The following is a 25,409-nucleotide window of genomic DNA, read 5'->3' on the forward strand; positions in this document are numbered from 1 at the left end:
GCGTTCAACTTCAAGAGGGCCATGAGGCGCTTTTTTGCCCTGTTGGAATGGCTGTACTTTTTTTTGCCTTCTGTGGAACGGAATGAACAAAAAATGCGAACGTCCTTATCTTACGTTCGCAAAGTGACTTTTTAAGGGCTGACTAAATATAATTGAGACTATTTGGTGGAAGACTGATTATCATTCCCCAATCAAAAATTCTATCTTTCCGCCCATGAAAAATTTTTACGTAACCACTCCGATTTATTATGTCAATGACGCGCCCCATATTGGGCACTCCTACACGACGGTCCTCGCCGACATCCTCACCCGTTTCCACAAACTTCTGGACTACCAAACCTTTTTCCTGACCGGCACCGACGAGCACGGCCAAAAAGTCCAGCGAGCGGCGGCAAAGCGCGGCGTTTCACCGCAGGAACACGTGGACGAATACAATCTGCGGTTCAAAAATCTGTGGAAGAAAATGGATATCGGCTACGACTTTTTCATTCGCACGACCGATGCCGACCACAAGCAATTCGTGAGCCAGTGCCTGCAAATGCTCTGGGACAAAGGGCAGATTTATTCCAAAGAATACGAAGGCTGGTATTCTGTCGGCGAAGAGCGTTTTTTCACGCAAGACGAACTCGACGAAAACGGCTGCGACCCGATCAGTCACCGTCCCGTCGATTGGATAAAAGAAAAGAACTATTTCTTCAAAATGGGTTCCTATCAGCAGCAACTGATCGACTATCTCGAAAGCCATAAAGATTGGATCGTGCCGGATTACCGCTGGAACGAAATCCGCGGATTTTTAAAACAGCCGCTGAACGACCTTTGCATCAGCCGCCCGAAAGCGCGCTTGAGCTGGGGCATTCCCCTGCCGTTCGATACCGACTATGTGACCTACGTCTGGTTTGACGCCCTGTTGAACTATGTGAGCGCTGTGATGAAATTGGACGAAAACGGCAATCTGGTTCCCCGAAGGACATTTGCCAATGGAGAACCTATTTGGCCGGCATCCTACCACCTCGTCGGCAAGGACATCATCACCACGCACAGCGTTTACTGGCCGACCATGCTTTTCGCTTTGGGATTCCCTCTCCCGAAACACATTCTGGCGCACGGCTGGTGGCTCGTCGGCAACGACAAAATGAGCAAGACGACGGGAAACGTCGTCAATCCGATGGATTACATGGAAAAATACGGCGTCGATTCTTTCCGCTACTACCTCGCCCGGGATATGGTCGTCGGTCAGGATGCTAGCTTTACGCACGAAAGCTTTATCCGGCGCATCAATGGCGACTTGGCCAACGACTTGGGAAACGTCGTCAATCGCGTTCACCGGCTGGTTCTCACCCATTTCGGCGGAGTTCTGCCCAAGCCCGAATTCCCCTTTGGAGACGAAGAAAAAGCCATTCAAAATCAGTCCGAAAAATTGAGCGCATCCGTCAATGCCCTGCTGGAAAATGTGAAACTTTCCCAGGCCGTCGAAGAAATCATGTCGCTCGTGCGCTCCGTAAACCGCTACTTTGAAGTCAAAGCTCCATGGAAAATGGCCAAGGAAGAAAGTCGGAAGGGCGAACTCGCCACCGTACTCTTCACCGCCGCCGAAGCCATCCGCTTGGCGCTCAGCTTTCTTTCGCCCATCATTCCGTCCAAAAGTCGGGAAGGTCTCGCCATGCTCGGCACTTCCCTCGACAGCGTTCAGGATTTGAACTGGGGAAAATTCCAGGGCGGCGAAAAATTTGGCGAAGGCGCAGCCCTTTTCCCGCGGATCGTCGAAGAAATCAAAAAGCCCGAAGCGCAAGCAAAGCCCAAGCAAAACAAGCCTCTTTCGGCAGAAGACGTCCCAGCGGCGATGGATATCCGCGTGGCAAAAATTGTCGATGTGCAAAACCATCCGGACGCCGACTCGCTCTACGTGCTAAAAGTCGATGCGGGCGAACCTGAAATGCGCACCATCTGTTCGGGCCTTCGCGCAAGCTATACTGCGGAAGAACTCCAAGGCCGCATGATCGTCCTTTTTGCCAACCTCAAGCCCGCCCCGCTCCGCGGCATCATGAGCAACGGGATGCTCTTTGCCGGCGACACCAATACGGAACACGTCTGCAAACTGCTCACCCCACCCGAAAGCGCAAAACCCGGCGACCGCGCCCTCTTCCAGGGAATCGCCCCTTCAGCGGAAGCCCGCATTCTCAAGGTCAAGGATTTTGAAAAAATTTCGCTCGACGTACACGGCCAAGTGGTTTTCTGCGGAAAGAACGCTCTGGAAGTGAACGGACAGCCCGTCAAATGCGACGTGGCGGAAGGCGCAAAAGTCCATTAAATCCGCACTTTCGGCAACGCGCATGTATTCCGAACGCAAATTTTTGAATCTTCCGCCCAAGACCCGCGCCAAACGCTTTGCGGAACTTTTGCGGATTCTCATTTTGCAGCTGGGAAACGACATCGCCCAAGCCAAAAAGGAATACGGCGATTACGCCGAATGGGCGAAGCTTCCTCCCGAAAAACGGCTGGACGGCAAGAACCAGGCGGAACTCATCGAGCTATACAAAAACTTTCGGCAGGAATGCGGACTCGGTTTTGAACGGGACGTGTATCTGGAAAACGAACCCGGCGACAGACAGGATTCCGTTTTGCCCACGCTGCCTTATAGCGTCCTGGCGCACAATCTGCGCAGTGCTTTCAACGTCGGCTCCCTATTCCGCACAGCCGATTGCTTGGGACTTGAAGCGGTCCACTTGTCCGGATACACACCCGACATTTCACACGCCATGCTGAAAAGCGCCGCCCGGGGAACTGAAAAATGGGTAAAGAGCCAACGCTGGGATTCGCCGCTGGACTGCATCCAAAATTTTCGGCAGCAGGGCTACGCCATTTTGGCACTGGAAACCGGCGAAAACGCCATCCCCATTCAGAACGTCGTCTGGCCTAAAAAAGGACTCATCCTGTTGGGAAACGAAGAGCTGGGAATCGCTCCGGAACTTTTGAAAGAATGCTCCCTGAAAATCGAAATTCCCATGGCCGGCAGAAAAGCGAGCTTGAACGTCGCCAGCGCCTTCGCTATTTTAGCCTACGCCATCCGGAACGCTTACGGATTCTAACATACCCCAATTTTCCATTCCGTCTTTCTATTTTTAAAATATGGATTTGTCTTCGATTCCGGGGCTTGGACCCAAACGGCTGAAAGCGCTTTCCGAATCCGGACTGCACTCGGTTTCCGATTTGCTTTTCAACATTCCGCGCACCTGGCTCGACAGGACCCGCCTGAATAAAATCGCCGAAAGCAAAGTCGGCGAAAACGTCATCTTTACGGGCGTGATTCGGCGTTCGGGAATTGTGCCGGGCAGAATGAGCCGGGTCTTAGCCGTTCTGGACGACGGAACAGGGCAAGTGAACCTCGTTTTTTTTCGCGGGGCGAGGCATTGGGCCAAGACGATTACCGTAGGAAGCCGTTGGTGCGTCATCGGCAAGCTCGGCGATTACCGCGGCCTCCAGCTGGTCCATCCCGAAATGCAAAGAATGGAAGAGGGCGAAGAATTTGCCGGCGGAATCGAACCCGTCTATACCATCACCGAAGCGGAACACGCGGCCAAAATTGAGCAGAATTTTTTCCGAAACCTGTATCCCAAAATTTTTGCATTGCCCAATCTTTCGGTTCCCAATGCGCCACCGTCGGAACTGACTGACTATATGGGAATCGCGCCCGTTATCGAAAATTTGAAACGGCTGCATACGCCCAAAACCTTTGTCGAAGCGATGCAAGCCAAGCAGCAACTGAAAAAAATCGAACTGCTCCCCTTTTGCCTGCGGATGAATGTCCGCCGCCGCAATCTGGTCTTTCGCGGAAAAGCGCGTGACATCGACCAGGAGCTTCTGCAAAAAGCGCAAGCGTCCCTGCCATTTGCACTGACCCGCGGACAAAAAGACGCCGTCCAAAAAATTCTGGACGGACTCCAAGGGAAAAAGCAATTCCACGCCCTGCTGCAAGGCGATGTCGGCAGCGGAAAAACCGTCGTCGCCATGCTTGCCATGCTCGCCGTCGCCCAGTGCGGCGAACAATGCGCCCTCATGGTCCCCACCGACATTCTGGCTCGCCAGCACTATAAAAATCTGAAGCCCTTTTTCGACGCTGCCGGCATCCGTTCCGCCCTGCTTTTGGGAGCCTGCTCCGCCGCCGAAAAAAAGACGATTTCCGGAGAGCTGCAAATGGGACTCACGCAGATCGTCATCGGAACCCATGCGCTGTTTTCCAAGGATGTCCTCTTTAAAGATCTCACCTTTGTCGTCATCGACGAGCAGCATCGCTTCGGCGTAAACCAAAGGGAAGCCCTGCTAAAAAAAGGAACATACCCCGATTTGCTGGTCATGAGCGCGACTCCCATTCCCAGAAGCCTGGCCATGACGATTTACGGGGATCTGGAACCCATCATTTTAAATGAGAAACCCGCAGGTCGAAAGCCCGTCAAGACCCGACTGGTCGCCCCCGCCAAACGGGACGATATGAAAAAATTCATTTTGAACGAAGTGCAAAACGGCAACCGCTGCTATTGGGTCGTAAGCCGTGTTGAAATCGACGACGAAGGCGGTTCTCGGAGCGTCGGCGAAGTGCAGGAAGAATTGGAATCATTCAATTCCCATTGGAAAGTCGGAGCCGTCCACGGACAAATGGACGAAACCGAACGCGATGCCATCTTAAATGCCTTTGCCAAAGGCGACATCCAGGTTCTTGTGGCGACGACGGTCATCGAAGTCGGCGTGAACGTTCCCGAAGCCAACCTGATGGTCATTGATGCGCCCGAACGCTTTGGACTCGCCCAACTGCACCAGCTGCGCGGACGCGTGGGCAGAGGAAATCAGGAAGCCTGGTGTTTTTTAATCGTCCCACAGCAAAGCCCCGCCCACGAACGATTGACCCATTTTGCCAGCACCGACGACGGATTCAAAATCGCCGAAATGGATATGCAGGAACGCGGCGCGGGAAATCTGGAAGGTTCAGAGCAAAGCGGGGCCTGGGTTTTCCGCTGGTTCGACTGGATTGCCGACCAGGGACTGATTCAAAAAATGCTCACCCTTGCCGAAGAAATTCTGGACAACAAACCCGGATTTTCCAAAGAGACGCAGGAAAAAATCCAAAACTGGTACGCCGCCCTTCCCCAAGGAAACAGCGACGGCGTGCATTAGGAGTGGTAGCTGGCGTTTTGAAAATTACCAGCGCAAGGCGGATTCTAGCAAAGGGCTAGCCCTATGGGTCTTTATACAAAAAATGCCCGCATTTCTGCGAGCATCCTTGTTTCATCAATATGAAAACTACTTTTTGGCATCTGCAGCCGGAGCAGCAGCGGCTGCAGGAGCTGCGGCAGCTGTCGCATCTGCCGTTTCAGCAGCAGCGGCTTTCGCTTTCGACTTCGTAGAAATCGTAAAGATTACGGTGCGTTCCGGAGAAGCCAATTCGGCACCTTCCAACTTGAGATCCTTCGCATAGAAAGTCGTTCCCGCATGGAAGTCGGTAATGTCCAGAGCAACGTTTGTCGGAATCTTTTCCGGAACCGTGCTGAGTTTGATATACCGGGTAATCTGGGAGAAAAGACCGCCTTCATTTTTGACGCCGACGGGGAGACCGCTCAAAACGACCGGGACGCGAATCGTGACCGGCATTTTTTCGTCAATCTTGAGGAAGTCGATATGCTCGATGGCAAAAGAAATGGAATCTTTCTGATAGCTGTAAATGACAGCCGGATTGCCGACCTTGCCATCAATTTCAAGATCCAGAAGCGTATAGCGCTTGCCCGGAGCGAGAATCTTCGCCACATCCTGAGCCTTGACGCTGATACTTACCGACTCTTGACCCTTACCATAATAGACCGCCGGAATCAAGCCTTCCTTACGAAGACGACCTGTTGCGCGCGACGACCCTGCTACTCTCGAGGTTGCTTTGAGTGTTGTAAGCTGCATTTTTTCTCCAGTAAAATAAAAAACCTATTGGGGTAGCTGGACTCGAACCAACGAATAACAGAATCAAAATCTGTTGTCTTACCAACTTGACGATACCCCAAAGGGTTTCCCAAAGATAGAAAAGTTTTTTCCAGTTCGCAAGGTATCAGCGCAAAAAACCGCAAAAGAAATCAGTAACGGCTTCATAACGGACAGTGGGCGCCAATTTTTTCGCTGCATTCTCCGCTTGCAAGCGAGAGGGAAACACGCCGAAAACCGAAGCTCCAGAGCCTGACATGAGGGCAAAGTCCGCTCCCAACGACAGCATTTCCTGTTTGAGGCGGGCAATCGGCGGGAACTGGGGCAAAACCGTTTCTTCAAATTTATTGAACGCGCCCGACTTGAAATCGGCGAAATCGGATTTTCGATAGGCCTTCCAACGGGCATCCCCGGAAGGAATGCAACCCGCATAGGCGGCCTTTGTAGGCACGGTACACAGCGGGGTCGCCACCAGCAAAGCGGAACCCGCGGGCAATGTCAATGGAGAAAGCGGAGTGAGCCTGTCTCCAATGCCTTCGGCAAAAGCGCTGCCCCCGCAAATCAAAAAGGGAACGTCCGCACCGATTTTCGCCCCCAGCGATTCCATTTCCCGCGAAGAAAGATTCAAGTTCCACAAACGGTTGAGCAGCCGAAACGCCGCTGCGGCATCGGCACTGCCCCCACCGAGCCCCGCCCCGAGCGGCATCTTTTTTTCCAGATAGAAATCCGCGCCCGCCCGAACGCCAAGCTCCTGTTTCAACAGAAGCGCAGCCTTATACACCAAATCTTTTTCTAGGGGATATTCCTGTGGAAAGTTGTAGCGCACGGAAATCTCCCCCGACGTATTGGCCTCCGCAGAAAGCTCGTCGCCCACATCAATCGTCTGGAAAAGAGTTCCCAAATCGTGATAGCCGTCGGGACGTTTGTCCAGAATGTCCAAAAAAAGATTGATTTTCGCCGGAGCAAATTCATGAATCATCTGAAAAATCCTTTTGTTTTGTAAGAACCGAATCCGTTTAAAACTTCCTGTTTAAGAGACCATTTGTGAGAGTCGCCAATGCGATGCACCGCAACAATTTTTTGAAAATACATTTTTAGAGGTTGCCATAAATCGTGTCATGGACGACAAGCGTATCCCGAATGAAAATCGTATCGTGAACGAAAACCGTGTCATGCACAAACTTGGTGACCGTCACCGTCACGACAACAGAATCCGGAACGGGATCTGCCTTTTTTTTCGGCGGCGTCGCATTTCCAGATGAAGAAGACTGCGGCGATTTTTCTAATAGGGCACTCGACGAAGAAAGGACGACTCGCGAAGAAGAGGAACTCGCCTGCGAAGAAAGATTTTGGCTGGACGAACTGGAACCAGCGGGAGCGGTTTTCGCTTTTTCAATTTCCGCCGAGAGCGAATCCCGGCGTGCGCCCAGCTCTTTCAGGTGCATCTTGTAACGCGATTTCCGAACGGAACGCCGTTCCCGCGAATAACGCCACTGCGTTTCTTGAATTTCATTGTCGATATCGGCGAGCTGCTGATACATGGCACCTTCGCCCTGCGGTTCCGCCTTGGAACTGAAAAAACTCGTAAAGGAATCCCACAAGGATTTCTTCTGGGGAGAATCTTCCGCAAAAGCGTTCAAAGCCAACGCCGACAAGAGTACAAGAAAAAATTTTCTTTTGAACATGGCACAACAATAAAAATTTTCACTCTCCCTTGTCCAAACCGGCATTTCTTTATTACATTTGTAACGTCTGCGGAAATAGCTCAGTTGGTAGAGCGTCAGCTTCCCAAGCTGAACGTCGAGGGTTCGAGTCCCTTTTTCCGCTCGAAAAGAACCCACTGGTGCAAGCCAGTGGGTTTTCGTTTTCTGCAAAATTTCGAGCGAATTTTTCGTTTTTCCAAGAAAAGCACCCTTCGGGGTGCTTTTTCTATTACAGGCGTTTCAAAACCGCCTGTGCATGATGGAAGAAGCCTTCGGTATTCGCCATTTCCGCAATCGCTTTGCCGTTTTTCAGAATCGCCTTCTGCGAATACTGGATGACGCTCATGCGCTTGACAAAATCATAAACGCCGAGAGGACTCGAAAAGCGCGCCGTCCCATTGGTCGGCAACACGTGATCCGGACCGGCAAAATAATCGCCGACGGGTTCGCTGGACCAAGGACCGATAAACACGGCTCCCGCGTTCACAATGCTTTGGGAAAGCTCTTCCGCTTCTCGCGTCATGATTTCCAAATGTTCCGGAGCGATCCGATTGGCAATCGCCACGCCATCGAACCAATCCTTGACGACCAGAATCCGCCCGAAATTTTCCAGGACCTTTTCGAGCAGTTCCTTTTTCGGGGAACGCTCCACCTGCTCGTCCACGCATTCGGAAATCATTTTAGCGGTATCCATATTGTCGGTAATGCAGAGAGCCGCTTCAAAACCGGAGCCGTGTTCCGCCTGGCTCAAAAGGTCAGCCGCCACAAAATCGGGATCCGCCGAGGAATCCGCCAAAACGAGAATTTCCGAAGGGCCCGCAATCATGTCGATATCCACGACGCCAAAAACTTCCTTCTTGGCAATTGCCGCAAAAACATTTCCCGGCCCGACAATCTTGTCCACGGGTTCAACGCCTTTCGCGCCGTATGCGAGCAGCGCAATCGCCTGTGCGCCGCCGATGTGGTAAACTTCCGAAATGCCGAGTTCGCGGAGAACGAAAGCGACCGACGGATGAATCCCGTCTTTTGCCGGAGTCGTCACGACAATTTCATCGACGCCCGCGACCAAAGCCGGAACGGCGTTCATAATCACCGTGCTGGGATAGACCGCAGCACCGCCCGGCACATAAAGCCCGACACGCCGCATAGGGCGAATCCGTTGTCCAAGCACTTCGCCATTCTTGCCCTGAAACGAAAAGCCCTTCAGGTCATTCAATTCGTGCTGATGAAAAGCGACAGCGTTTTTGATCGCCTGGCGCAACGCCTTTGCCAAAGTCGGGGAAACTTTGTCGGCGAGCTTTGCGATTTGGCTTTCTGAAACCGACAGCTTTTTACCCTGAAGTCCGTCAAACTTTTGCGCATATTCGACAGCCTTGGCCATGCCGCCCGTGCGCACGTCTTCCAGAATCTTTTTGACTTTCTGGTGAATTTCTTCCGTCGGAGCGACACCCCGCGCGCAAATGCGATCGACTTCTTGCGAATTCTGCTTGACCTTGATGATTTTCATTTGCCACTTCCTTTTAAGGATTCCAGATACAACTTGTAAGAGAGCCCGTCCACCAGAGCAAACCACGAGGCCTCGATGATGTTCGTCGAAACTCCCGCCACGTGCCAGACCCCGTTTTCGTCGCCAAAGGTACTCCAGACCCGGACATGGGCATCGGAACCGACATTCGATCCGAGAACGCGTACTTTAAAATCCTTCAGATGGACGTTTTTCATATAGGGATAGTAGGGCACGAGCGCTTTGCGCAATGCCGCATCCAAAGCGTTCACCGGGCCATCGCCCTCCGCCACCTGATGGCTTATCTCGTCTTTGACGCGCAGCTTGACGGAAGCCTGCGACACGCTGACGCCCTGTTCCGAACGGTCCTCGATGACGCGGTAATTCTCCACGGAGAAAGGCGATTCAAAACGCCCGAGAGTGCGATAGACGAGCATTTCAAAACTCGCTTCAGCACTGTCGAAATGCCAGCCCGCATTTTCGCGTTCCTTGATCAAGCGCAAAAGATTCTGCACCTTCGGATCTTTCTTGTCCACTTCGATATGCAGCAGTTCCTTGATTTTTTCCACCACCAGGGAACCGCCCGCCTGATCGCTCGTCACAAAGACGCGATTGTTCCCCACCAGTTTCGGATCGACGTGTTCAAAACTCCGGGAGACCTTCATCACGCCATCGATATGGGCTCCGCCTTTGTGGGCAAATGCCGCATCGCCAACATAAGGCGAATGGACGTCACTCGGGAGATTCACAATCTGATCCAAAGCGAGGCTCACCTTGCGGAGTTCCTTCAAATTTTTACCGCAATAGACATTCTTTTGCAATTTCAGAACCAGATCGGCAGCGATAGTCGTGAGGTCCGCATTGCCGCAGCGTTCCCCGTAGCCATTCAACACGCCCTGAATCATTTGCGCACCAGACTTGACCGCCACCAAGGAATTGGCCACGCCGACTCCGCTATCGTTGTGCGCATGAATGCCGAGCGGGACATCGGTCACTTTTTTGACCTCTTCAAAAATCCCTTGCAACTCCCAGGGCATCGTGCCGCCGTTCGTATCGCAGAGGACGATAAAATCCGCGCCGCCGAGAGTCGCCGCCTTGATGGTTTCCAGCGCATATTGCGGATTCGCCTTGTAGCCGTCAAAGAAATGTTCCGCATCGTAAATGACTTCTTCGGAATGCTCCTGAAGAAAACGGATGGAAGATTCTATCATGTCCAGATTTTCTTCGAGGGTCGTGCGGATGACGTCGGTAACGTGCAAGTCCCAGCTTTTGCCAAAAATCGTTTTGACCGGAGCGCCGCTCGCCACCAGAGCCTGAAGCAGCGGGTCGTTTTCCGCCAGAATCTTGGGACGGCGAGTGCTGCCGAACGCCGCCACTTTCGCATGGCTCAACTGCATTTCGCCAATGCGCTTAAAAAATTCGACATCCGTCGGATTGCTGGGATTTGGCCAACCCCCTTCGATATAATCGAATCCAAAAGTGTCCAGCAATTTGGCGACCTGCAATTTGTCCGCCAAGGAAAGGGAGATTTTGCGGTCCTGATTGCCGTCGCGTAAAGTAGTATCGTAAAGAAATACGTCTTGCATAGCGATTTCAATTTAGCAATAAAAAATTCGCTTTTTGATTTTTTTACCGAGCAACCATGGCGGAACGCACCGATTCCGCCTTTTCCTTGCCTTCCAAAAGTTCCAAGAGCGCAAAGCCGAATTCTTCCGCCGTTCCCGGAGCGCGGCTCGTGAGCAATTTGCCATCGACAACAACCCGTTCCTGGGAATAGGAACCGCAATGCGGCAACACATCCGTTTCCGTAGAAGGATAGCTGGTAACGCGCCTGTCGTGCAAGATTCCCGCCGAAGCGAGAACTGTCGGCGCAGCGCAAATCGCCATCACCCATTTATCCGCCGACGCAAAGGAACGGACCGCATCCAGAACCGCTTCCGAAGCCCGCAGATTTTCTACGCCCAAACTGCCGCCGGGCAAAAACACTCCCGAAAACAACGAAATGTCCACGTCCGAAAGCAGCACGTCCGCCTTGACCAGCAAGCCGTGCGCCCCCTTCACATTCAACTCTTTGCGGATACTCGCCAGCAAGACCTTCACGCCGCCGCGAAGCAAAATATCGAACGGGACGACCATTTCCGTTTCTTCAAAACCGTCCGCCAACAAGAACAAAAAATGATTCTGCATAAAACTTCCTTTGGTTTTTGCAAAAAATACATTTTCAAAAAAATCGGAGACGACCGTTGCACTGTCGGTCTTTCAAAAAAACGGAACCCATATACAAAATTCCACCGATTTGCTTGGTTGGTGCCCTTCGATAAACTCAGGGACCGTCGGTTAGTGAGCTTGTCGAACTAGTCGAACCATGGTCAGAGGTTTGTAATTAGTGATCAGTGATTAGTTGTCAGTTGTTAGACTTCATAGGGAAAACAGCATCCTCCTACGAGCATCCCTGAAATTTGGAATCTTTGATTCCGTAGTTGAAGTATCCCTGCAAGGGACCGTCATTGCGAATTTGCCAAGGAGAAAATCAGCCACATTTGAAAGCGACCGTCACCCCGAACCCCGAAGGGGTTATACGACACTTGTCAATTTATTGACTTAGTGGAGTTATCCTCTATGTGGATATACGACACTTGGTAACTTTGTTACCTTAATGGAGTTATACTCGAAGTGTAGAAGCAATCCTTTTCTCGCTGACAAGATTGCCACGGCGCTATCGCTGCTCGCAATGACGAGATGCCTGCACAGATTAAGCATCCCTGCAAGGGAGAATTCGCCTAAAGGAAGCTGAGCCCCCAAGGCTTATGGGGCGCAGACGAGCATCTCACAGTCTGCGAGAAGAATTTATTATGTGAAAAGAAAATTCCCACTTTGAAGAAGAGTTCACCTTGCGAAAGATAATTCACACTTGGGAATGCGGACAAAAAGTTGGACACAATTGAGGTCCGTACATGCCCTATTACTCCTTATCACAGATAGCCAAGGCGCTGAAAACAGCTACTCTTCCTTGGAATGCCCCGGGCATTCGCCGCCGCAGGGACAGTGGAAGCAATCGCCCGTTTCCGCATAATCCTTGCCCGTCCAGCAATACGTGCAAAGCTGTTCCGCCGGAAGCCCAATCGCATGAACCAAATCGTCAATGCGCTGAAAGGCGAGCGACGTCAGATTCAATTTGTTGCGGACGTATTCCACCATTTTTTTGTAGGGTTCGCCGTCCGGATTCGTATATTTTTCCACATCCGCGTTCTCACCTTCCTGTTCCCGAATGTATCGACGGGTAATCAAATCGTATTCGCTTTTAGAACGGGAAAAATTGATGAATTTGCACGGATAGACAAGCGGCGGGCAGGCGATGCGCATATGCGTTTCCTTACAACCCATCGAATAGAGTTTTTCCGCCTGCTTTCCCAGCTGGGTTCCGCGGACAATGGAATCGTCACAAAAAACAAGACGTCTGTCCTTGATAAGCCCGGAAATCGGGATGAGCTTCATCGACGCGACGTGTTCCCGCTGACGCTGGTCCTGCGGCATAAAGGAGCGCGCCCATGTCGGCGTGTATTTGACAAACGGACGTGAAAATTTGATTCCCGCTTCATGCGCATAGCCCAGCGCATGGGAAGTTCCCGAATCGGGAATGCCGCAAGCCGCATCCGCAAGCGTAGGCGTTCTTTTCGCCAGCGCGCTCCCACAACGGTAGCGGGTCATTTCCACATTGCGACCTTCATAGCTGGAAGCGGGATAACCGTAATACACCCAAAGGAAAGAGCATATCGCCATTTTCTTTCCGGGAGGAACCAGAGTCGATTCTCCATCCGGCGTCAATTCCACGACTTCGCCCGGGCCCAAATCGCGTACATACTCGTATCCGAGATTGGGAAGCGCGCAACTTTCCTGCACGGCGATCATCGCCCCGTCCTTTTTGCCGATGACGATAGGAGTTCTGCCCCACTTGTCCCGGCTTGCGTAAAATTTTCCACTGCGATCCAAAATCAGGAGAGAGCAGCTGCCCTTCACCTTGTCCTGAACATAGCGAATGCCATCCACAATAGAATCCTGCGTGGCAATCAGGGCCGAAACGACTTCGGTCGGTCCGACCATTCCGCTCGTCGTCGAAAACTGGAGCTGCATACAGTTGTTGCGGAAAAGTTCTTCCTTCAATTCTTCGATATTCGAAATAAGCCCGACAGTGACAATCGCAAACGTCCCCAGTTTTGAAGTCATCACGAGCGGCTGCGGATCGGTATCCGAAATCACTCCAACGCCGACGTTTCCCGAAAAAGAGCGGAGGTCATGTTCAAATTTGCTGCGGAACGGCGTATTCTGGATATTATGAATCGAACGGTGAAAATTGCCGTCCGGCTTCAACACGGCCATGCCGCCCCGATGGGTTCCAAGATGTGAATGGTAATCGGTTCCATAAAAAAGATCGCTGACACAATCTTGTTTAGAAACAACGCCACAAAAACCGCCCATATACAGCTCCTTGATTCAAAAGGATTTTTTCGGAAAACAAAGATAGAAAATTACCAAGACTTGAGAATAGCGCCAAAACGGGAAAAACGCCGTCTCAGACACATACGATGGAGATGGAAGAAAATTTCTGCCGCCCTTCGATAGGCTCCGAGACCGCTGGTTAGCGTGTTTCGACAAGGCAATTTTTAATGGAGGCCTTATTAAACTTTTACATTGATAAACGTCCATTTTCCAAAAAGAAATCTAGTTTCGTAAAAAGCATTTTTTGAGGAATGAATATGCGGATTTTCATGACTGGCGGAACCGGCTTTATCGGCCACTACGTGGCCAAGGAACTTGTAGCTTGCGGACACGAGATTGTGATTCTCACCCGGCACCCGGACAAAATTCCAACGCTTGCCCATCATCCACAAGTCACTCTGGTGACAGGATCCATTCAGGACGTTGCCGCCATATCCAAAGGACTCGAAGGCTGCGACGCCTGCATCCATATCGCACTAGGCTGGGGAGAGACCCCTCTTTCCATGCTGGAGAACGACACCCGATCTTCCGTCCTTATTTTGCAAGCCGCCGCCAAAGCGGGCTGCCAAAAATTCATCTATACCAGCAGCACGGCGGCCATGGGAAAATTCCGCGCCGTCATGAACGAAAATGTTTCAAACATTCCCATCGACCTTTACGGAGCGACCAAAGCTGCCGGCGAAGCCTTTGTACTGGGCTTTCGCTCCACGTCGATGAAAAGGAACATCATCCGTCCCGGCTACACCTTTGGAAACCCCGCGTTTTCATCCGATGGGGTAAGCCAACCGGACAAGCGTTTCGCCTTGATGGCGCAGGCGATCGTTCGCGGCGGCGAAATTTCTCTCATCAAAAACGATGGCACACAGTTTATTTCGGCGGCGGATCAGGCCAAACTATTCCATCGGGTTCTCGACAGCGATTACAACGAAGAAATTTTCCTCGGACTCGGTTCGTCTTGGATTTCCTGGCGCAAAATAGCCGAAAGCATGATCGCCAAATACGAAGCCATCACCCGACAAAAATGCTCCGCAAAAATTGTGGAGCAAGATCTGGGATGGTCCGACAGACCCATGCTGTTTTCCGTCGAAAAAATCGCAACCACATTCGGATTAAGCTTTGACGCCCACGCCGAAATTGAAAACCACATCGAGTGGCAACTCAAGAAGACGCTAGCGAATTCTTGAGAAAAGCAATTGCTTTGTGGTAAGAAGGACTCAGCGACTCGTAAAGTTCCAACACGCGCAAAAGCCGTTTTTTTCCCGGTTCGATATACGCTTCAAAGCTCTGGATTTTCTTTTCCGTCGAAAGGAAACAGAATGCGCCCAAAGCCTGCATCAGGCGTTGCAAACTGGCTTGAATAAATAGAGTCCAAGCGTCTTCGGGACTAAAGGACTGCGAGACCGGCAAATAAGTCCGATACCATTCCGTGAAAAAGTCCACAACGATTTCTTCGGGAAGGGAGACATACGGATCCCACAAGAGCGAAGCGATATCATAGAACATGGATCCTCGGCGCGCGCCCTGAAAATCCACGAATCCCACTTCGGAATTGCTGCACACCATGATATTCTGCGACTGAAAATCCCGATGCATCAGGACTTTCGGATGCGTATCCACCATGCACGCCAAAGTCGCAAAGAAGTTTTCCACTTCCATCGGAATTTCCGTGATTCCCTGCTTTTTCTGCAAATAGTTCGTCCGGAAATAATCGGTTTCCCACTTGAGCGCATCGTAATCAAAACGCCGTGCGGCAATATCCGGGCGAGAAAGGAAAAATCTCGAACTGGATTCCTGCCAACGCACAAGCGCTTCGATGGCCACCGGATAAAGAATGCGGACATTCCCCGTCAGTTCCCCGTTGTTCAGCATTTGCGAAAGAAGCGTATTTTCTCCCAAATCCTGCATCAGGACCTGACTGGATTCTTCATCGACTGCCCAAATTTCAGGAGTCGGCAACTTGAACGCCGAAAACGACCTGCCCAAAGAAACGAAACGTTCAAAATCCTCGTTGGCGGAAGCATTCGTCTGGAGAATGGCGGACTTGCCGTTTTCACGAATACGAAAATACTGTCGCCCAGAGCCGGCAGAACCGGCGAGAGACCAAGTTGCGGAAGAAGAGAATCCCCTATTGCCAAGGGTCTTGAAAATTTTAGCACCTATTTGCGGCATTTCAACAGCCATGATAAACCGTCCTATCTGTTTTTTCCTTAATCTACACCATTCCGCGCATGAAATACCGTCGGAAATCAAAAAAAAAAATTTAGAAAAACCATTGCCAAACCACTTTTACTTTTATAATTTCACGGTATGATTCGCTTCACGTTATCCAACCGTTGGTGGTGGCGCACTTCGATATCGGAGTACGCGTGTTAAGCGACGAATTTTAATATTCTATTGATGCGTCAATGGCTCCGATTCTACATCGGGGCCTTTTTTATTTCCCCCAAACCCATTCCCCCTCCCACCCTTCAAAAAAAACAACAAAAGGACAATACGATGAACAAAAGAACCGACAACTTATACCTCTCTCTAGAAGGAGACCGCTACACTCCCTTTTCTCTCGCCAAAAAATTGGGTGCCAAAGCGATTCTCGAATCCGCTTCTTTTTCCCAAGGATCGGCCCGTTATTCCATCCTGATGCTCGAAGAAGCTTTCCACGTCATTGAAGACGAGCAAGGCGTCGCGATTGTAAGCGAAGGACAGCGCAAGCCCTGCGACAGCCGAAACATTTTGGAAGCCTTGGAAAAAATCGCCGCCGAAAACGAAAAGCCTCCCCAAATTCCGCTCCCGGCTGCGGGAATCGGATTCCTCTCTTACGAATTTTGCGCACGCTGCGACACCATCCATTTGGCAAAGCAAAAAGACGGGTTGCAAATTCCCGAATCCGAATTTGTCGTCGGGCACATCTACATCGTCTTTGACCATTTTACAGATACGCTCCACTTATTCGGATTAAACTACGACGAACATGAAATCGATTTGTCCGAAGCCTTTGCCCGCATTCAAAAGAAACTTTCCAATCTGGATTTTTCCTATCTGGAAGCCTCGACGGAAAAATATCCCTACAGGATTATCAGCGACCTGCAAAAAAGCCACGACGAATACGTCCACTGCGTGAAAGAGCTGAAAAAGCGCATCGTTGCCGGGGATATTATTCAAGCGGTTCCCTCTCGCCGCCTGCAAATCGAATCCCAAATGCCCGCGCTGGAAACCTACCGGAGAATCCGTTCATTGAATCCGTCGCCCTATCTGCTCTACATCGACTTTGGCGATTATCAGCTCATCGGTTCATCGCCCGAAAGCCTGGTACGCTCCCATGGAGGCAAATCTTCCATCCGTCCCATCGCAGGGACCTGCCGCCGGGGAAAAAACGAAGCCGAGGACGAACAGCTCAAGGAAAAACTGGCGAACGACCCGAAAGAACGGGCAGAGCATCTGATGCTCGTCGATTTGGCCCGAAACGACTTAGGGCGAGTGAGCAAGCCGGGAAGCGTCCATTTGACACGGAACATGGAATGCGAACTGTTCAGCCATGTCATCCATATCGTTTCCGAAGTGGAAGGAGAAAATCGCAGCGACATCAAGCCGATTCAAGTTTTGCAATCCGTATTTCCGGCGGGGACCGTCAGCGGCGCACCCAAAATCAGCGCCATTGAAATCGTTTCTTCGCTGGAATCCGAAAAGCGCAACTTTTACGCAGGCGCCGTTGGCTACCTGGAAGCCAATGGAGATCTGGATTTTTGCATTGGAATCCGCTGTACCTTGAAAAAGGGGAACATCTACACGCTGCAAGCGGGTTCGGGAATCGTCTATGCCTCGGATCCGGAACGCGAATGGGAAGAAACCAATGAAAAATTGGGAGCCCTCCTCCAAGTTCTAGAGACTAAAGAAAAATAAGCCACGCCATTTCAAAAAAGGATTCAAAAATGATTGTCATCATCGATAACTACGACTCTTTCACATACAACATCTACCAGTCCATTTCGCGCATCACACCGGAAGCAGTCTGCGTTATGCGCTCCAAGGAATGCACCCTGGAAGACATCGAAAAGCAAAACCCATCCCACCTGATTCTTTCGCCCGGACCGGGACGCCCCGAAAACGCGGGAATCACCGAAGACGCCATCCGCCATTTTGCGGGGAAAATCCCCATTTTAGGAGTCTGCCTCGGGCATCAGGCCATTTGCCACGCCTTCGGAGCAAAAATCGTCTCCGCCAAATTCATCAAGCACGGCATCGCCGAAGAAATGAACTTGGACGGGCGCGGGCTTTTCCGCCATATCGGCAAGCGCGGAACGTTTATGCGCTACCACAGCCTTGTCGTCGAAGAAGAATCCCTCCCGTCGGAATTTGAAATCACCGCCCGGGCCGAAGACGGCGACATCATGGGAGTCCGCCATAAAACCCTCGACATCGAAGGCGTTCAATTCCACCCGGAGTCCATTGCCGCCAAAGAAGGCGACGCTCTTTTCCGTTCCTTTCTCCATTACCGCCGGGACGCTCTTCCCGTTTCACAATTCTTGAGCAAATTGATTTCCAAGGAAAATTTGACCTGCGAAGAGGCGGAACTTTTTATGGAAAACCTGACAGAGGGAATGCTCGACGAAAGACAGACCGCGGCCATTTTAACGGCAATGGCCGCAAAAAATCCCGCAGCCTCGGAAATCGCCGGTTGCGCAAAAGTGCTCAACAAAAAGAAAAAGCCCTTTCCCCACGAAAAGAACGCCCCTGTCGCCGAAGTAGTCGGAACCGGCGGCGATGGCAAGGGGAGCTTCAACATCAGTTCCTTCTCCGCCCTTATCTGCGCGTCCTGCGGTTGCCCTGTCGCCAAACACGGCAATCGGGCGGTTTCCAGCAAATCGGGAGCCGCGGACTTTTTCGAAAGCCTTGGGTTCCATCTCGCCCTGCAACCGGAACAGGCCGCCAAAGTCTTGCAAAAAACAAACTTCGTATTCCTCTTTGCTCAGGTTTACCATAACGCGATGCGCTTCGCCGCTCCAGTTCGAAAATCCCTGGGAATCAAGACCATCATGAACCTCATCGGGCCTTTGACGAATCCCGCCGAAGCCCAATACCTGCTGCTGGGCGCCTACAGCAAAGAATTGCTGAAGCCGATGGCTGAAGCCGCTAAAATGCTCGGAGCAAAACACGTTCTGGCGGTTTGCAGCGCCGACGGTTTTGATGAAATCTCCCCCAATGTTCCCACATTCGCCTATGAAATCGATGAAGCGAACCACGCCTTGGAATACACAATAGATCCGCAAAAAATGGGAATTCCAACGACCAGCGACAACGAACTTCGCGGCGGCACGGGTGAAGAAAATGCAAAAATCGCTCTAGAGCTGGCAAGCGGCAAAGGAAATCCCACCATCCGGAATGCCGTCGCTTTGAATGCGGGCGCAACCCTTTACGTCGCGCGGCGGGCGGCGAATCTCCGGGAAGGATTCCAAATGGCGCTCAACGCCATCGACTCCGGTGCGGTCGCCCAAAAAATCGACGAAGTCCGTTTAGCAACCCTCGCTTCGTAATTTCGTCCTCCATTTCCAAGACCGTCGGCTTTTATCGCTGGCGGTTTTTATTTTTGAACCGGAAGAAAGGGCTTCCTGCCATTTTGCGTTTTCTTCAAAGCGGCAAGGATGCCGCTTCCCCTGTGTTCAAGCCCAAATTCAAGTTTCACATGCAGGCAAAGCGTCTCGCAATCATATAAAACTCCATCCGAATTCCCGCCGGCATAGCCCTAGGATACTAGCAACGCGTAGCACGCGTTGACGGTTCTGACACTGGCGTTCGATCCCTACTGGCTGCCCGTAACCGGGCTATAGTTTACCCATCATGGTCAACTGTTCCCCAAATAATCTTCATCCAGCCGATGCTTGATATAGTTCGCTATCTTGGCCGCATTTTTGCCTGCCGTGTCAACATAGTAGCCGCGACACCAAAATTCCCTGTTCCTGTATTTGAACTTCAACTCGGGAAAGCGTTCGTACAACTGCAGGCTGCTTTTCCCCTTCAAGAAACCCACCACGCTGGACACGGCATACTTGGGCGGGATTTCCAGCCGTCTCTCTCCGTAAAACACCTTCCGCCTGAATTTTGGCGCGAACACTATGTGGTATTTGCAGTTCCAGCTCGTATGGGCAGTTGTTCTTATATTTTCCATGTGAGTTTTCATCGCTAATGCAACTGATGCAGTGTACAGACCGCATCGTAAAATTGGCTGAAGGATTTTTCATCACCGCCAAAAGGCTTCTTGGAACCACCAGCCTAGCTGGTGGTTTTCGGTTTATACAAAAAAGCAAATTTTTCCCATAAAAGAAAAATTTGCTGCTATGCCTTATGTATCAAGGGCTTACGAGAGATTTAGGGATCCAAATGACACATAAGCCAGTTTCTTCAACATTGAATTTTTTAATGCCGTAATGGGTGAAGAAGAATTTGCAGACGAAATGCTGGACAAATCGTTCCGGACCAAATAAATGGTTACAGCATCTTTTGACGTGGCGATCAAATACAAATTTCCTTCCACACGGTGAACCTGAACCAGTTCTCCATAAGAACGAATATTTGAATTTGACAAGAATCCGTTAGTATAAATTTTCAACGTATAATAGCTGCTATCGCCATATTCCTGAACAAGGCAAGTCCAAGCCCCATCGCTCTTTAGAAAATTTTTATAGAAATAAAACCAAACAGCGGATTTGGCTCCCAAACCAAGGGAGGCAATTTTCACATTAAATTCAATTTGAAATAGGCCATGTCCTCGCCAATAGAGTCCAAAACAAATATTTGGGAACCGCACTGTAAAGTCACCCAAATGATGCAAAATAGCTGCCCCACATTCCCACCCTTCTCTAGCGAATTTGAACCCGCCGGATTTCATTGCCGATTTTCAGAAAATAATTACCAGCAGCAGGAAAATGCAAAACCCGATGATTTCCGGCAATTTTTTCCCGAACGAGAACCTGCCCAAGCGCATCGGTAACGACGAGATTGCTACCCTGACGAATGCCCGCCACAGAAAGCGTACGCGAAACAACCGATAGGCGAAGCGGCGAGACATCCGATTGGGCGACGATAAAGTCCGGATTTTCCGCAGACGACGAAGACGATTCCACCCGAGAAGAACTGGAAACGCCAGAAGAATCCCCCGCCGACGGATTTTCCCGGTACAATTCCAAAATTTCCGATTCGGAAAGCACCCGGCTGTAAATGCGCAAGTCGTCGATTTTCCCGCGGAAGAATGACCAAAGGGAACGCGTCCCTATCCGAAGAGGCGAATCGCCGTTCTGGACGACCACTTTGTACGTCTCGTCGTAAAGCGAATCGGAATCCTTGAGTACGCCGTTCTTGTAAACGCGAATGAGATTTTCGCCCGTATCGTAAATCGCCAAAAAATGAATCCATTCGCCAACAGTCACCGGCTCTTGCACATAGCTTCCGGAACCCAATCCTCCGGCGAGATTGAATGCGTATGCCGAAATGCGGTTGGGACGGTTTGCCGAATTTTCTTCGTTATACATTCGGAAACCCCATTCCATATTTCCTTTATCCGTTCCGGTGAAAGTCCCCTTGCCCATCCAATGGATATAACCGTCATCGCTGACCGGAAAGGTGAGGGTGTCCGGGCTCATCCAGACCGAAATGGCAAGTGCGCCCGTCGTCGAAATGCTGTAGGCGTCATCGTCCGGAAATTCCGCATAACTTGATTTGGTCCCGTCAAAGGAAATCGCCGCGCTTTCGTTCCCGAAGCGATCCGGAACAAAGACTCCGTTGTGATTCTCTCCCGGCGGCAATGAAACAGCCGATTGATTTTCGATATTTCCATTAAAAGGAAAATAGGCGACAAGCCCGTCGGTAGGGATTTTCGCCAGAGAAAAGCACGCCATCAAAAAGAGAAAAAATACAGCTCGCATAATCGGAATATATTTCTTTTCCCGGACAAGAGACGCATTTAAAATCGGCGAATTTCACACCCCCATTTTCTTCTTGATGAAAACTTCCGTTCATTTTTCCAAACGCTTCTCCTTTGTCCAATTATCAAACCGCAAGAATTTTGATTCCGAAGGCAATTCGCAAAACACGTCCCTCGGCATCGCCCCATAGACCACGACAATCTGCGGTTTCAAAATTTTCAGCATTTCTATAACCCCTAAGTGCATCAATCGCTTTTCATCTTGAGTTTGGCAACATCCGTATGTCCCTATCGAAACAATTGAATCGTGCGGTATGCCAACATTTTTTTTTGCATTATCTGTACTCCTTTTTGACCGGGCGCGCAGAAACAATAAAATTCAGAATATTGGAACGCTTCTGCAGCGTAAGAAAATGTGCTTTTTTTTCCTAAAAAGGTAATGAACTTTTTAAAGACGTATCCATTTTTTTTAACCACTCTTCAAGGGAAGATTTTTTCCAATTCAAAAGCTCCGCTGCTGTTGCTGAAGAAATTTTTTCATCCAGACGCAGTTTTAGCACGGCATCTCGAAAAAACGGATCTTCAAAGCGATATAAGGTTTCATTTAACGCAAAAGGTTCGTAATGCCCTTTAAAAGATATGTTGTTTTTATTTGCGTACATCGCCTGAAATTTTTTGGTCACGTTAGAATATTGTTCTGAAATTCCGTATTTATTGCAATACTGGTGAAGAACAGTCCCATAACTTACTCGATAAACCTGTTTGATTTTTAGAACAGCGTCAATAAACGAAAATCCATTCGTATCTTTAACTTTTTCATAAACGACATCTTGTGGACACAGTAATTCACCAGCAAAAAGATTGGCGTCGTGTTCTTCAATTGAATTTTTTTCTTCTTTCGTCTCTGTATTTTTGTATGAATCCTTGTGCAAAAGAATATGACCAAGTTCGTGAGCAACGGTAAAAATTTTCCGCTCTACAGATGCAATCGCACTATTTAAAATAATCGCAGGCCCTCCATCACTGGCTGCGACAGAAGCTCCATAAGTTTTAGCATAATTAAAATTGAAATAAAAAAATTTTATTCCCAATTTTGAAATCATTTCGCAAATGTCCAAAATAGGTACACTCTGAGAAATAGAGAGTTGTTCCCGCACGCTATGCGCAGCTTCGATTGGATTGTTAAATTTATCATCTGAAAAAGTAAATTTGTTTTCTTTTTCAGCAAAGCTTTCTATATGCCGATATTCTTGTATTTTATCATGGATTAAAAAAAGAAGGTTTTCGCGGCAAGCCGTCTCCTTTGCCGTGAGTGCATATAAAGAACGAAATCGGATATTGCCAAAAGAAGGTTTTTCGGCAAATAGCTGAACCATCGTAACACCTAATGCGCCTGCGATTTTTTGGATAATCGAAATTCGTGGATCCGATTTTTCGTTTAGGCAGTTCGACAATGTTGTCGTACTTATTTCCGCTTTGTCTGCCAACGAAGGGATCGTCCAATTTTTCATTTTCATGTAACGGCGAATATTTTCACTTAAAGTCGTTTGAACCATAAGATGACCTCTTTTACAAAAATTACAATTTTTCTAAAAATTTTCTATAAAAATTATTGAGAAAAATTTGATATTTTACATTATCCTGTAAAATAACAAAACAAATGCGACATAAAACCTAAAAAAAACGACCGTCATTCTGTAAAAACTCGACTTGACAAAGGGGTGAAAAAGAGTTATATATGAATATATGGGGTGCACTGCATTCCAAGACTATAAAAGGGAAACGCCTTGACGTTCGGACAAACCTCAAGGCGTAGTCGAAATTACGCTATAGCGAATTCTAACTATTTTCAATATAGCATAATTTTCCTTAACATTCATTTTCTTAGCGTAATTTGCAAAGGTAAATTATGGTATTGAATCACAAAATCGATTTGTTCGCTATCTATGCGGAGCTACATCAGGAACTGCGAAAGCATAACATTCGATTTTCTAAAAGCGGTTTCCCGCACTTCAGAAAATCTTTTTTCGCTGTTCAGAAACCCTCAGAGATTCTTCCTTTCCGGAATAGACTTCAGACTAAAGACAAAAGTAGTACGGCTTTATGCACTTTCTGCGACGACGAATTCATTTATCCACGTCTAAAAAAATTAAAGGAAAACTTACCTGAATATAAAGAGTATTACGCAATGGTAGTCTTCGATTTGAGTCCCCGTGCGGAATGGAAAACGGAACAGCAACGTTTTAATATTTGTTTGAATCAAATGGCGGCTATTTATTTAGCATTAAACGGAGTGAAACTGATAGGAAATTTTCGTATAGGGGATAACTCTACATATGACGCTCTTCATAGTTATCCGGAAGGTATTTCATTCTGCGTTGGGACTCTCGGTTGTACAAAGCAAAGTAGTCCAAGTGACGCCTTCCTTTTTGAGCAGAAGTTATTCATTAAAACTCCAAAAGAATGTTGGCTGTATGGTAGCGAAGATAAGCAAATCATCAAAATACTCAATGATTATGGCGTAAAACATAAAGTCTTTAAGGATTTCAGAACACGATCCTATGCAAAATCGCAGGAGGTTGCTAATGGCTGACACTAAACACGATTATCGAGTAAAGGTATTTTTTCAAAAAGTAAAAGGTTTCTTTTCAAAAAGATTGGATCTTTTGTTCGAAAGAGCTCAAAAAGAATCATTTCTCTACAAGAAAAATTGGCAAAAGGTGAACATTAATGCATTTGTAAAAAAATTTGCTTCTGGAGCCAAAGGCGAAATTAGCGAAGATGGAAGAAAAATTTTTTACCAAAGCAAGCATAATAATTTAAGAGTTGTCGCCGATGTTGCAGGTGGCTATTGCCGATTGGAAGATACGACAAAACGCGGCAAAGAACGCTTCCTCGACATCAACGGCAACGATGCTAGAAACTATATTAACAGCAGGGGCAAAAAGCAGGGTAGAAACAACGCTCAGTTCAATGCTGCAACCCATTTTAAAATCTTAAAAAGAAAGGAGATGTAATTATGCAAGAACCGCATGAACCTTGGCGACGTATGTTAGTGCCCATAAATCAACAAGGTTTAGAAATTGATATGCTGCAAATGGGAGACCCATGCACTGGGAATTTTAAAGAGTGGGCTATTACGACAGAGGAAATGAATTCGATAATCAATTCCATTCTCTTTGACTATTGTAAAAGATTCAATGTGTATATAGATTCCTCCGAAGACTGCGTATTGGGCAAGGAATGTATTGCTGAAGCGTTGGAGATGGCGAAGGAATTTCTTCAAAAGTGCAGTACGAGATTTTTTCAGAAGCGTAGCAAGAAAGAAGTGCTAAAGAGGGCAGTCCAAAAACTCATTGAAGCTCTGGAATTTGCGAAATCCACTGATATGCCGATATGGTTCTGGTTCTAGTATGCCCAACTGTTATTGCTACCAAAAATTTTTTAACCTGATGGAGACGGATTTTATCGATTTGAAGAAACTTCGTTATACAAAACCAGTGACACTCCCTTTATGTTCGTTTACGGAACGCCGGAATCTCTTTGACAATCCGTCTTCGAAGCTGTTGCGTTTCATTAAAGTTTCCTGGCTGGATTCTCATATTGATACGGAAGCTGATTTCAAACTTTTGCTTCGCCAGATGCATGATGTGGGAACTATCGTGATTATCGACGACAGGGAAAAATGCAACAACTCTATTTATAAAGCTTACTCCAAGGAAATGCTCAAAAGCTACATCAGAGCTTTTCTAGATAGCGGCATTTCCTGTTTTTGGAAGAAATGAACTTGCATATCGCCGTTCGAATCAGGCTTGAACAACTCGGAGCAGAAGTTTGG

Annotated in this window: 23 protein-coding genes and 2 tRNA genes; 11 read left to right on the plus strand and 14 right to left on the minus strand. The window is 49.0% G+C overall.

The features are described 5' to 3' along the window. Positions 1–214 precede the first annotated feature (214 nt). Genes metG through B5D40_RS06340 form a run of 3 tightly spaced genes read left to right on the plus strand, consistent with a single transcriptional unit; the run spans position 215 to position 5,166 of the window. Positions 215–2,308, plus strand: a complete 2,094-nt coding sequence (metG, locus tag B5D40_RS06330; protein WP_078776244.1) for a methionine--tRNA ligase — start codon at positions 215–217, stop codon at positions 2,306–2,308. Between the two features lie 22 nt (positions 2,309–2,330). Then, positions 2,331–3,086, plus strand: a complete 756-nt coding sequence (locus B5D40_RS06335) for a TrmH family RNA methyltransferase (protein ID WP_078776245.1) — start codon at positions 2,331–2,333, stop codon at positions 3,084–3,086. Between the two features lie 40 nt (positions 3,087–3,126). Beyond that, positions 3,127–5,166: an ATP-dependent DNA helicase RecG gene (locus B5D40_RS06340; RefSeq protein WP_078776246.1), complete on the plus strand. Its 2,040-nt coding sequence runs from the start codon at positions 3,127–3,129 to the stop codon at positions 5,164–5,166. Between the two features lie 126 nt (positions 5,167–5,292). On the opposite strand, the gene B5D40_RS06345 is transcribed toward B5D40_RS06340, so the two are convergent. The 4 genes from B5D40_RS06345 to B5D40_RS06360 form a co-directional block, all read right to left on the minus strand. Beyond that, positions 5,293–5,937: a 50S ribosomal protein L25 gene (locus B5D40_RS06345; RefSeq protein ID WP_078776247.1), complete on the minus strand. Its 645-nt coding sequence runs from the start codon at positions 5,935–5,937 to the stop codon at positions 5,293–5,295. 27 nt (positions 5,938–5,964) lie between these two features. Next, positions 5,965–6,037: transfer RNA gene (locus tag B5D40_RS06350), tRNA-Gln, on the minus strand. A gap of 45 nt (positions 6,038–6,082) precedes the next feature. Beyond that, positions 6,083–6,934 carry a 4-(cytidine 5'-diphospho)-2-C-methyl-D-erythritol kinase gene (ispE, locus tag B5D40_RS06355; protein WP_234978158.1) on the minus strand — a complete coding sequence of 284 codons (852 nt, stop codon included), beginning with the start codon at positions 6,932–6,934 and terminating at the stop codon, positions 6,083–6,085. Between the two features lie 115 nt (positions 6,935–7,049). Continuing rightward, positions 7,050–7,640 (minus strand): hypothetical protein, encoded by a 591-nt coding sequence (locus B5D40_RS06360; protein WP_078776248.1) that lies wholly within the window; start codon positions 7,638–7,640, stop codon positions 7,050–7,052. 69 nt (positions 7,641–7,709) lie between these two features. Here B5D40_RS06360 and B5D40_RS06365 point away from each other — a divergent pair. Next, positions 7,710–7,782: transfer RNA gene (locus tag B5D40_RS06365), tRNA-Gly, on the plus strand. A gap of 105 nt (positions 7,783–7,887) precedes the next feature. Here the strand turns inward: B5D40_RS06365 and hisD are convergent. From hisD to B5D40_RS06390, 4 genes are all read right to left on the minus strand, one after another. Then, positions 7,888–9,165: a histidinol dehydrogenase gene (hisD, locus tag B5D40_RS06370; protein WP_078776249.1), complete on the minus strand. Its 1,278-nt coding sequence runs from the start codon at positions 9,163–9,165 to the stop codon at positions 7,888–7,890. Then, on the minus strand, positions 9,162–10,748 hold the full coding sequence (cimA, locus tag B5D40_RS06375) for a citramalate synthase (protein WP_078776250.1): 1,587 nt from the start codon (positions 10,746–10,748) through the stop codon (positions 9,162–9,164). The genes hisD and cimA overlap by 4 nt, the downstream gene beginning before the upstream one ends. Before the next feature lie 43 nt (positions 10,749–10,791). Then, positions 10,792–11,349 carry a DJ-1 family glyoxalase III gene (locus B5D40_RS06380; RefSeq protein WP_078776251.1) on the minus strand — a complete coding sequence of 186 codons (558 nt, stop codon included), beginning with the start codon at positions 11,347–11,349 and terminating at the stop codon, positions 10,792–10,794. An 813-nt stretch (positions 11,350–12,162) separates the two neighbouring features. Further along, positions 12,163–13,638: an amidophosphoribosyltransferase gene (locus tag B5D40_RS06390; RefSeq protein WP_078776253.1), complete on the minus strand. Its 1,476-nt coding sequence runs from the start codon at positions 13,636–13,638 to the stop codon at positions 12,163–12,165. A gap of 272 nt (positions 13,639–13,910) precedes the next feature. Between B5D40_RS06390 and B5D40_RS06395 the strand changes: the two genes are divergently transcribed. Then, positions 13,911–14,843, plus strand: coding sequence for an NAD-dependent epimerase/dehydratase family protein (locus tag B5D40_RS06395; RefSeq protein ID WP_233126366.1), 933 nt, complete (start codon positions 13,911–13,913; stop codon positions 14,841–14,843). Here B5D40_RS06395 and B5D40_RS06400 read toward each other — a convergent pair. Continuing rightward, positions 14,818–15,840: an aminoglycoside phosphotransferase family protein gene (locus B5D40_RS06400; RefSeq protein WP_078776254.1), complete on the minus strand. Its 1,023-nt coding sequence runs from the start codon at positions 15,838–15,840 to the stop codon at positions 14,818–14,820. The two genes, B5D40_RS06395 and B5D40_RS06400, sit on opposite strands and share 26 nt — an antisense overlap. Positions 15,841–16,155: 315 nt before the next feature. On the opposite strand from B5D40_RS06400, the gene B5D40_RS06405 reads away from it, so the two are divergent. After that, the gene (locus B5D40_RS06405) at positions 16,156–17,556 is read left to right on the plus strand and encodes an anthranilate synthase component I family protein (RefSeq protein ID WP_078776279.1); all 1,401 of its coding nucleotides are present in this window, start codon (positions 16,156–16,158) and stop codon (positions 17,554–17,556) included. Between the two features lie 29 nt (positions 17,557–17,585). After that, on the plus strand, positions 17,586–19,187 hold the full coding sequence (locus B5D40_RS06410; RefSeq protein ID WP_078776255.1) for a bifunctional anthranilate synthase component II/anthranilate phosphoribosyltransferase: 1,602 nt from the start codon (positions 17,586–17,588) through the stop codon (positions 19,185–19,187). Positions 19,188–19,495: 308 nt separating this feature from the next. Here B5D40_RS06410 and tnpA read toward each other — a convergent pair whose 3' ends face one another. From tnpA to B5D40_RS06435, 5 genes are all read right to left on the minus strand, one after another. Beyond that, positions 19,496–19,819, minus strand: a complete 324-nt coding sequence (gene tnpA, locus B5D40_RS06415) for an IS200/IS605 family transposase (protein ID WP_078776280.1) — start codon at positions 19,817–19,819, stop codon at positions 19,496–19,498. A 189-nt stretch (positions 19,820–20,008) separates the two neighbouring features. Continuing rightward, positions 20,009–20,539 (minus strand): hypothetical protein, encoded by a 531-nt coding sequence (locus tag B5D40_RS06420; RefSeq protein ID WP_143394379.1) that lies wholly within the window; start codon positions 20,537–20,539, stop codon positions 20,009–20,011. Further along, the gene (locus tag B5D40_RS06425) at positions 20,511–21,572 is read right to left on the minus strand and encodes a LamG domain-containing protein (protein WP_078776257.1); all 1,062 of its coding nucleotides are present in this window, start codon (positions 21,570–21,572) and stop codon (positions 20,511–20,513) included. The genes B5D40_RS06420 and B5D40_RS06425 overlap by 29 nt, the downstream gene beginning before the upstream one ends. A gap of 90 nt (positions 21,573–21,662) precedes the next feature. Beyond that, positions 21,663–21,944 carry a DUF4417 domain-containing protein gene (locus B5D40_RS06430; RefSeq protein WP_233134237.1) on the minus strand — a complete coding sequence of 94 codons (282 nt, stop codon included), beginning with the start codon at positions 21,942–21,944 and terminating at the stop codon, positions 21,663–21,665. A 55-nt stretch (positions 21,945–21,999) separates the two neighbouring features. Continuing rightward, a complete protein-coding gene (locus B5D40_RS06435) occupies positions 22,000–23,127 on the minus strand; it encodes a helix-turn-helix domain-containing protein (RefSeq protein WP_073306289.1) in 1,128 nt (375 codons plus the stop codon). Between the two features lie 359 nt (positions 23,128–23,486). On the opposite strand from B5D40_RS06435, the gene B5D40_RS06440 reads away from it, so the two are divergent. From B5D40_RS06440 to B5D40_RS06455, 4 genes are read left to right on the plus strand one after another with little or no spacing between them, the layout of a single operon-like run. Continuing rightward, positions 23,487–24,164: a DUF4417 domain-containing protein gene (locus tag B5D40_RS06440; RefSeq protein WP_158222084.1), complete on the plus strand. Its 678-nt coding sequence runs from the start codon at positions 23,487–23,489 to the stop codon at positions 24,162–24,164. Beyond that, positions 24,157–24,588: a hypothetical protein gene (locus tag B5D40_RS06445; RefSeq protein WP_143159516.1), complete on the plus strand. Its 432-nt coding sequence runs from the start codon at positions 24,157–24,159 to the stop codon at positions 24,586–24,588. The genes B5D40_RS06440 and B5D40_RS06445 overlap by 8 nt, the downstream gene beginning before the upstream one ends. Before the next feature lie 2 nt (positions 24,589–24,590). Next, positions 24,591–24,983, plus strand: a complete 393-nt coding sequence (locus B5D40_RS06450; protein ID WP_073306283.1) for a hypothetical protein — start codon at positions 24,591–24,593, stop codon at positions 24,981–24,983. Between the two features lie 40 nt (positions 24,984–25,023). Beyond that, positions 25,024–25,356 carry a hypothetical protein gene (locus B5D40_RS06455; protein ID WP_073306282.1) on the plus strand — a complete coding sequence of 111 codons (333 nt, stop codon included), beginning with the start codon at positions 25,024–25,026 and terminating at the stop codon, positions 25,354–25,356. The last annotated feature ends 53 nt before the right edge of the window (positions 25,357–25,409 follow it).

It is taken from the genome of Fibrobacter intestinalis (assembly GCF_900167415.1).
Taxonomy (GTDB): Bacteria; Fibrobacterota; Fibrobacteria; order Fibrobacterales; family Fibrobacteraceae; genus Hallerella; species Hallerella intestinalis.

Coding starts and splice junctions, on each gene's coding strand:
- B5D40_RS06450 (WP_073306283.1), top strand. CDS start 24,591: ATGCAAGAACCGCATGAACCTTGGCGACGTATGTTAGTGCCCATAAAT.
- hisD (WP_078776249.1), bottom strand. CDS start 9,165: ATGAAAATCATCAAGGTCAAGCAGAATTCGCAAGAAGTCGATCGCATT.
- metG (WP_078776244.1), top strand. CDS start 215: ATGAAAAATTTTTACGTAACCACTCCGATTTATTATGTCAATGACGCG.
- B5D40_RS06420 (WP_143394379.1), bottom strand. CDS start 20,539: ATGAAATCCGGCGGGTTCAAATTCGCTAGAGAAGGGTGGGAATGTGGG.
- B5D40_RS06395 (WP_233126366.1), top strand. CDS start 13,911: ATGAATATGCGGATTTTCATGACTGGCGGAACCGGCTTTATCGGCCAC.
- B5D40_RS06445 (WP_143159516.1), top strand. CDS start 24,157: ATGGCTGACACTAAACACGATTATCGAGTAAAGGTATTTTTTCAAAAA.
- B5D40_RS06345 (WP_078776247.1), bottom strand. CDS start 5,937: ATGCAGCTTACAACACTCAAAGCAACCTCGAGAGTAGCAGGGTCGTCG.
- B5D40_RS06360 (WP_078776248.1), bottom strand. CDS start 7,640: ATGTTCAAAAGAAAATTTTTTCTTGTACTCTTGTCGGCGTTGGCTTTG.
- ispE (WP_234978158.1), bottom strand. CDS start 6,934: ATGATTCATGAATTTGCTCCGGCGAAAATCAATCTTTTTTTGGACATT.
- B5D40_RS06390 (WP_078776253.1), bottom strand. CDS start 13,638: ATGGGCGGTTTTTGTGGCGTTGTTTCTAAACAAGATTGTGTCAGCGAT.
- B5D40_RS06335 (WP_078776245.1), top strand. CDS start 2,331: ATGTATTCCGAACGCAAATTTTTGAATCTTCCGCCCAAGACCCGCGCC.
- cimA (WP_078776250.1), bottom strand. CDS start 10,748: ATGCAAGACGTATTTCTTTACGATACTACTTTACGCGACGGCAATCAG.
- B5D40_RS06405 (WP_078776279.1), top strand. CDS start 16,156: ATGAACAAAAGAACCGACAACTTATACCTCTCTCTAGAAGGAGACCGC.
- B5D40_RS06435 (WP_073306289.1), bottom strand. CDS start 23,127: ATGGTTCAAACGACTTTAAGTGAAAATATTCGCCGTTACATGAAAATG.
- B5D40_RS06410 (WP_078776255.1), top strand. CDS start 17,586: ATGATTGTCATCATCGATAACTACGACTCTTTCACATACAACATCTAC.
- B5D40_RS06380 (WP_078776251.1), bottom strand. CDS start 11,349: ATGCAGAATCATTTTTTGTTCTTGTTGGCGGACGGTTTTGAAGAAACG.
- B5D40_RS06425 (WP_078776257.1), bottom strand. CDS start 21,572: ATGCGAGCTGTATTTTTTCTCTTTTTGATGGCGTGCTTTTCTCTGGCG.
- tnpA (WP_078776280.1), bottom strand. CDS start 19,819: ATGGAAAATATAAGAACAACTGCCCATACGAGCTGGAACTGCAAATAC.
- B5D40_RS06455 (WP_073306282.1), top strand. CDS start 25,024: ATGGAGACGGATTTTATCGATTTGAAGAAACTTCGTTATACAAAACCA.
- B5D40_RS06400 (WP_078776254.1), bottom strand. CDS start 15,840: ATGGCTGTTGAAATGCCGCAAATAGGTGCTAAAATTTTCAAGACCCTT.
- B5D40_RS06340 (WP_078776246.1), top strand. CDS start 3,127: ATGGATTTGTCTTCGATTCCGGGGCTTGGACCCAAACGGCTGAAAGCG.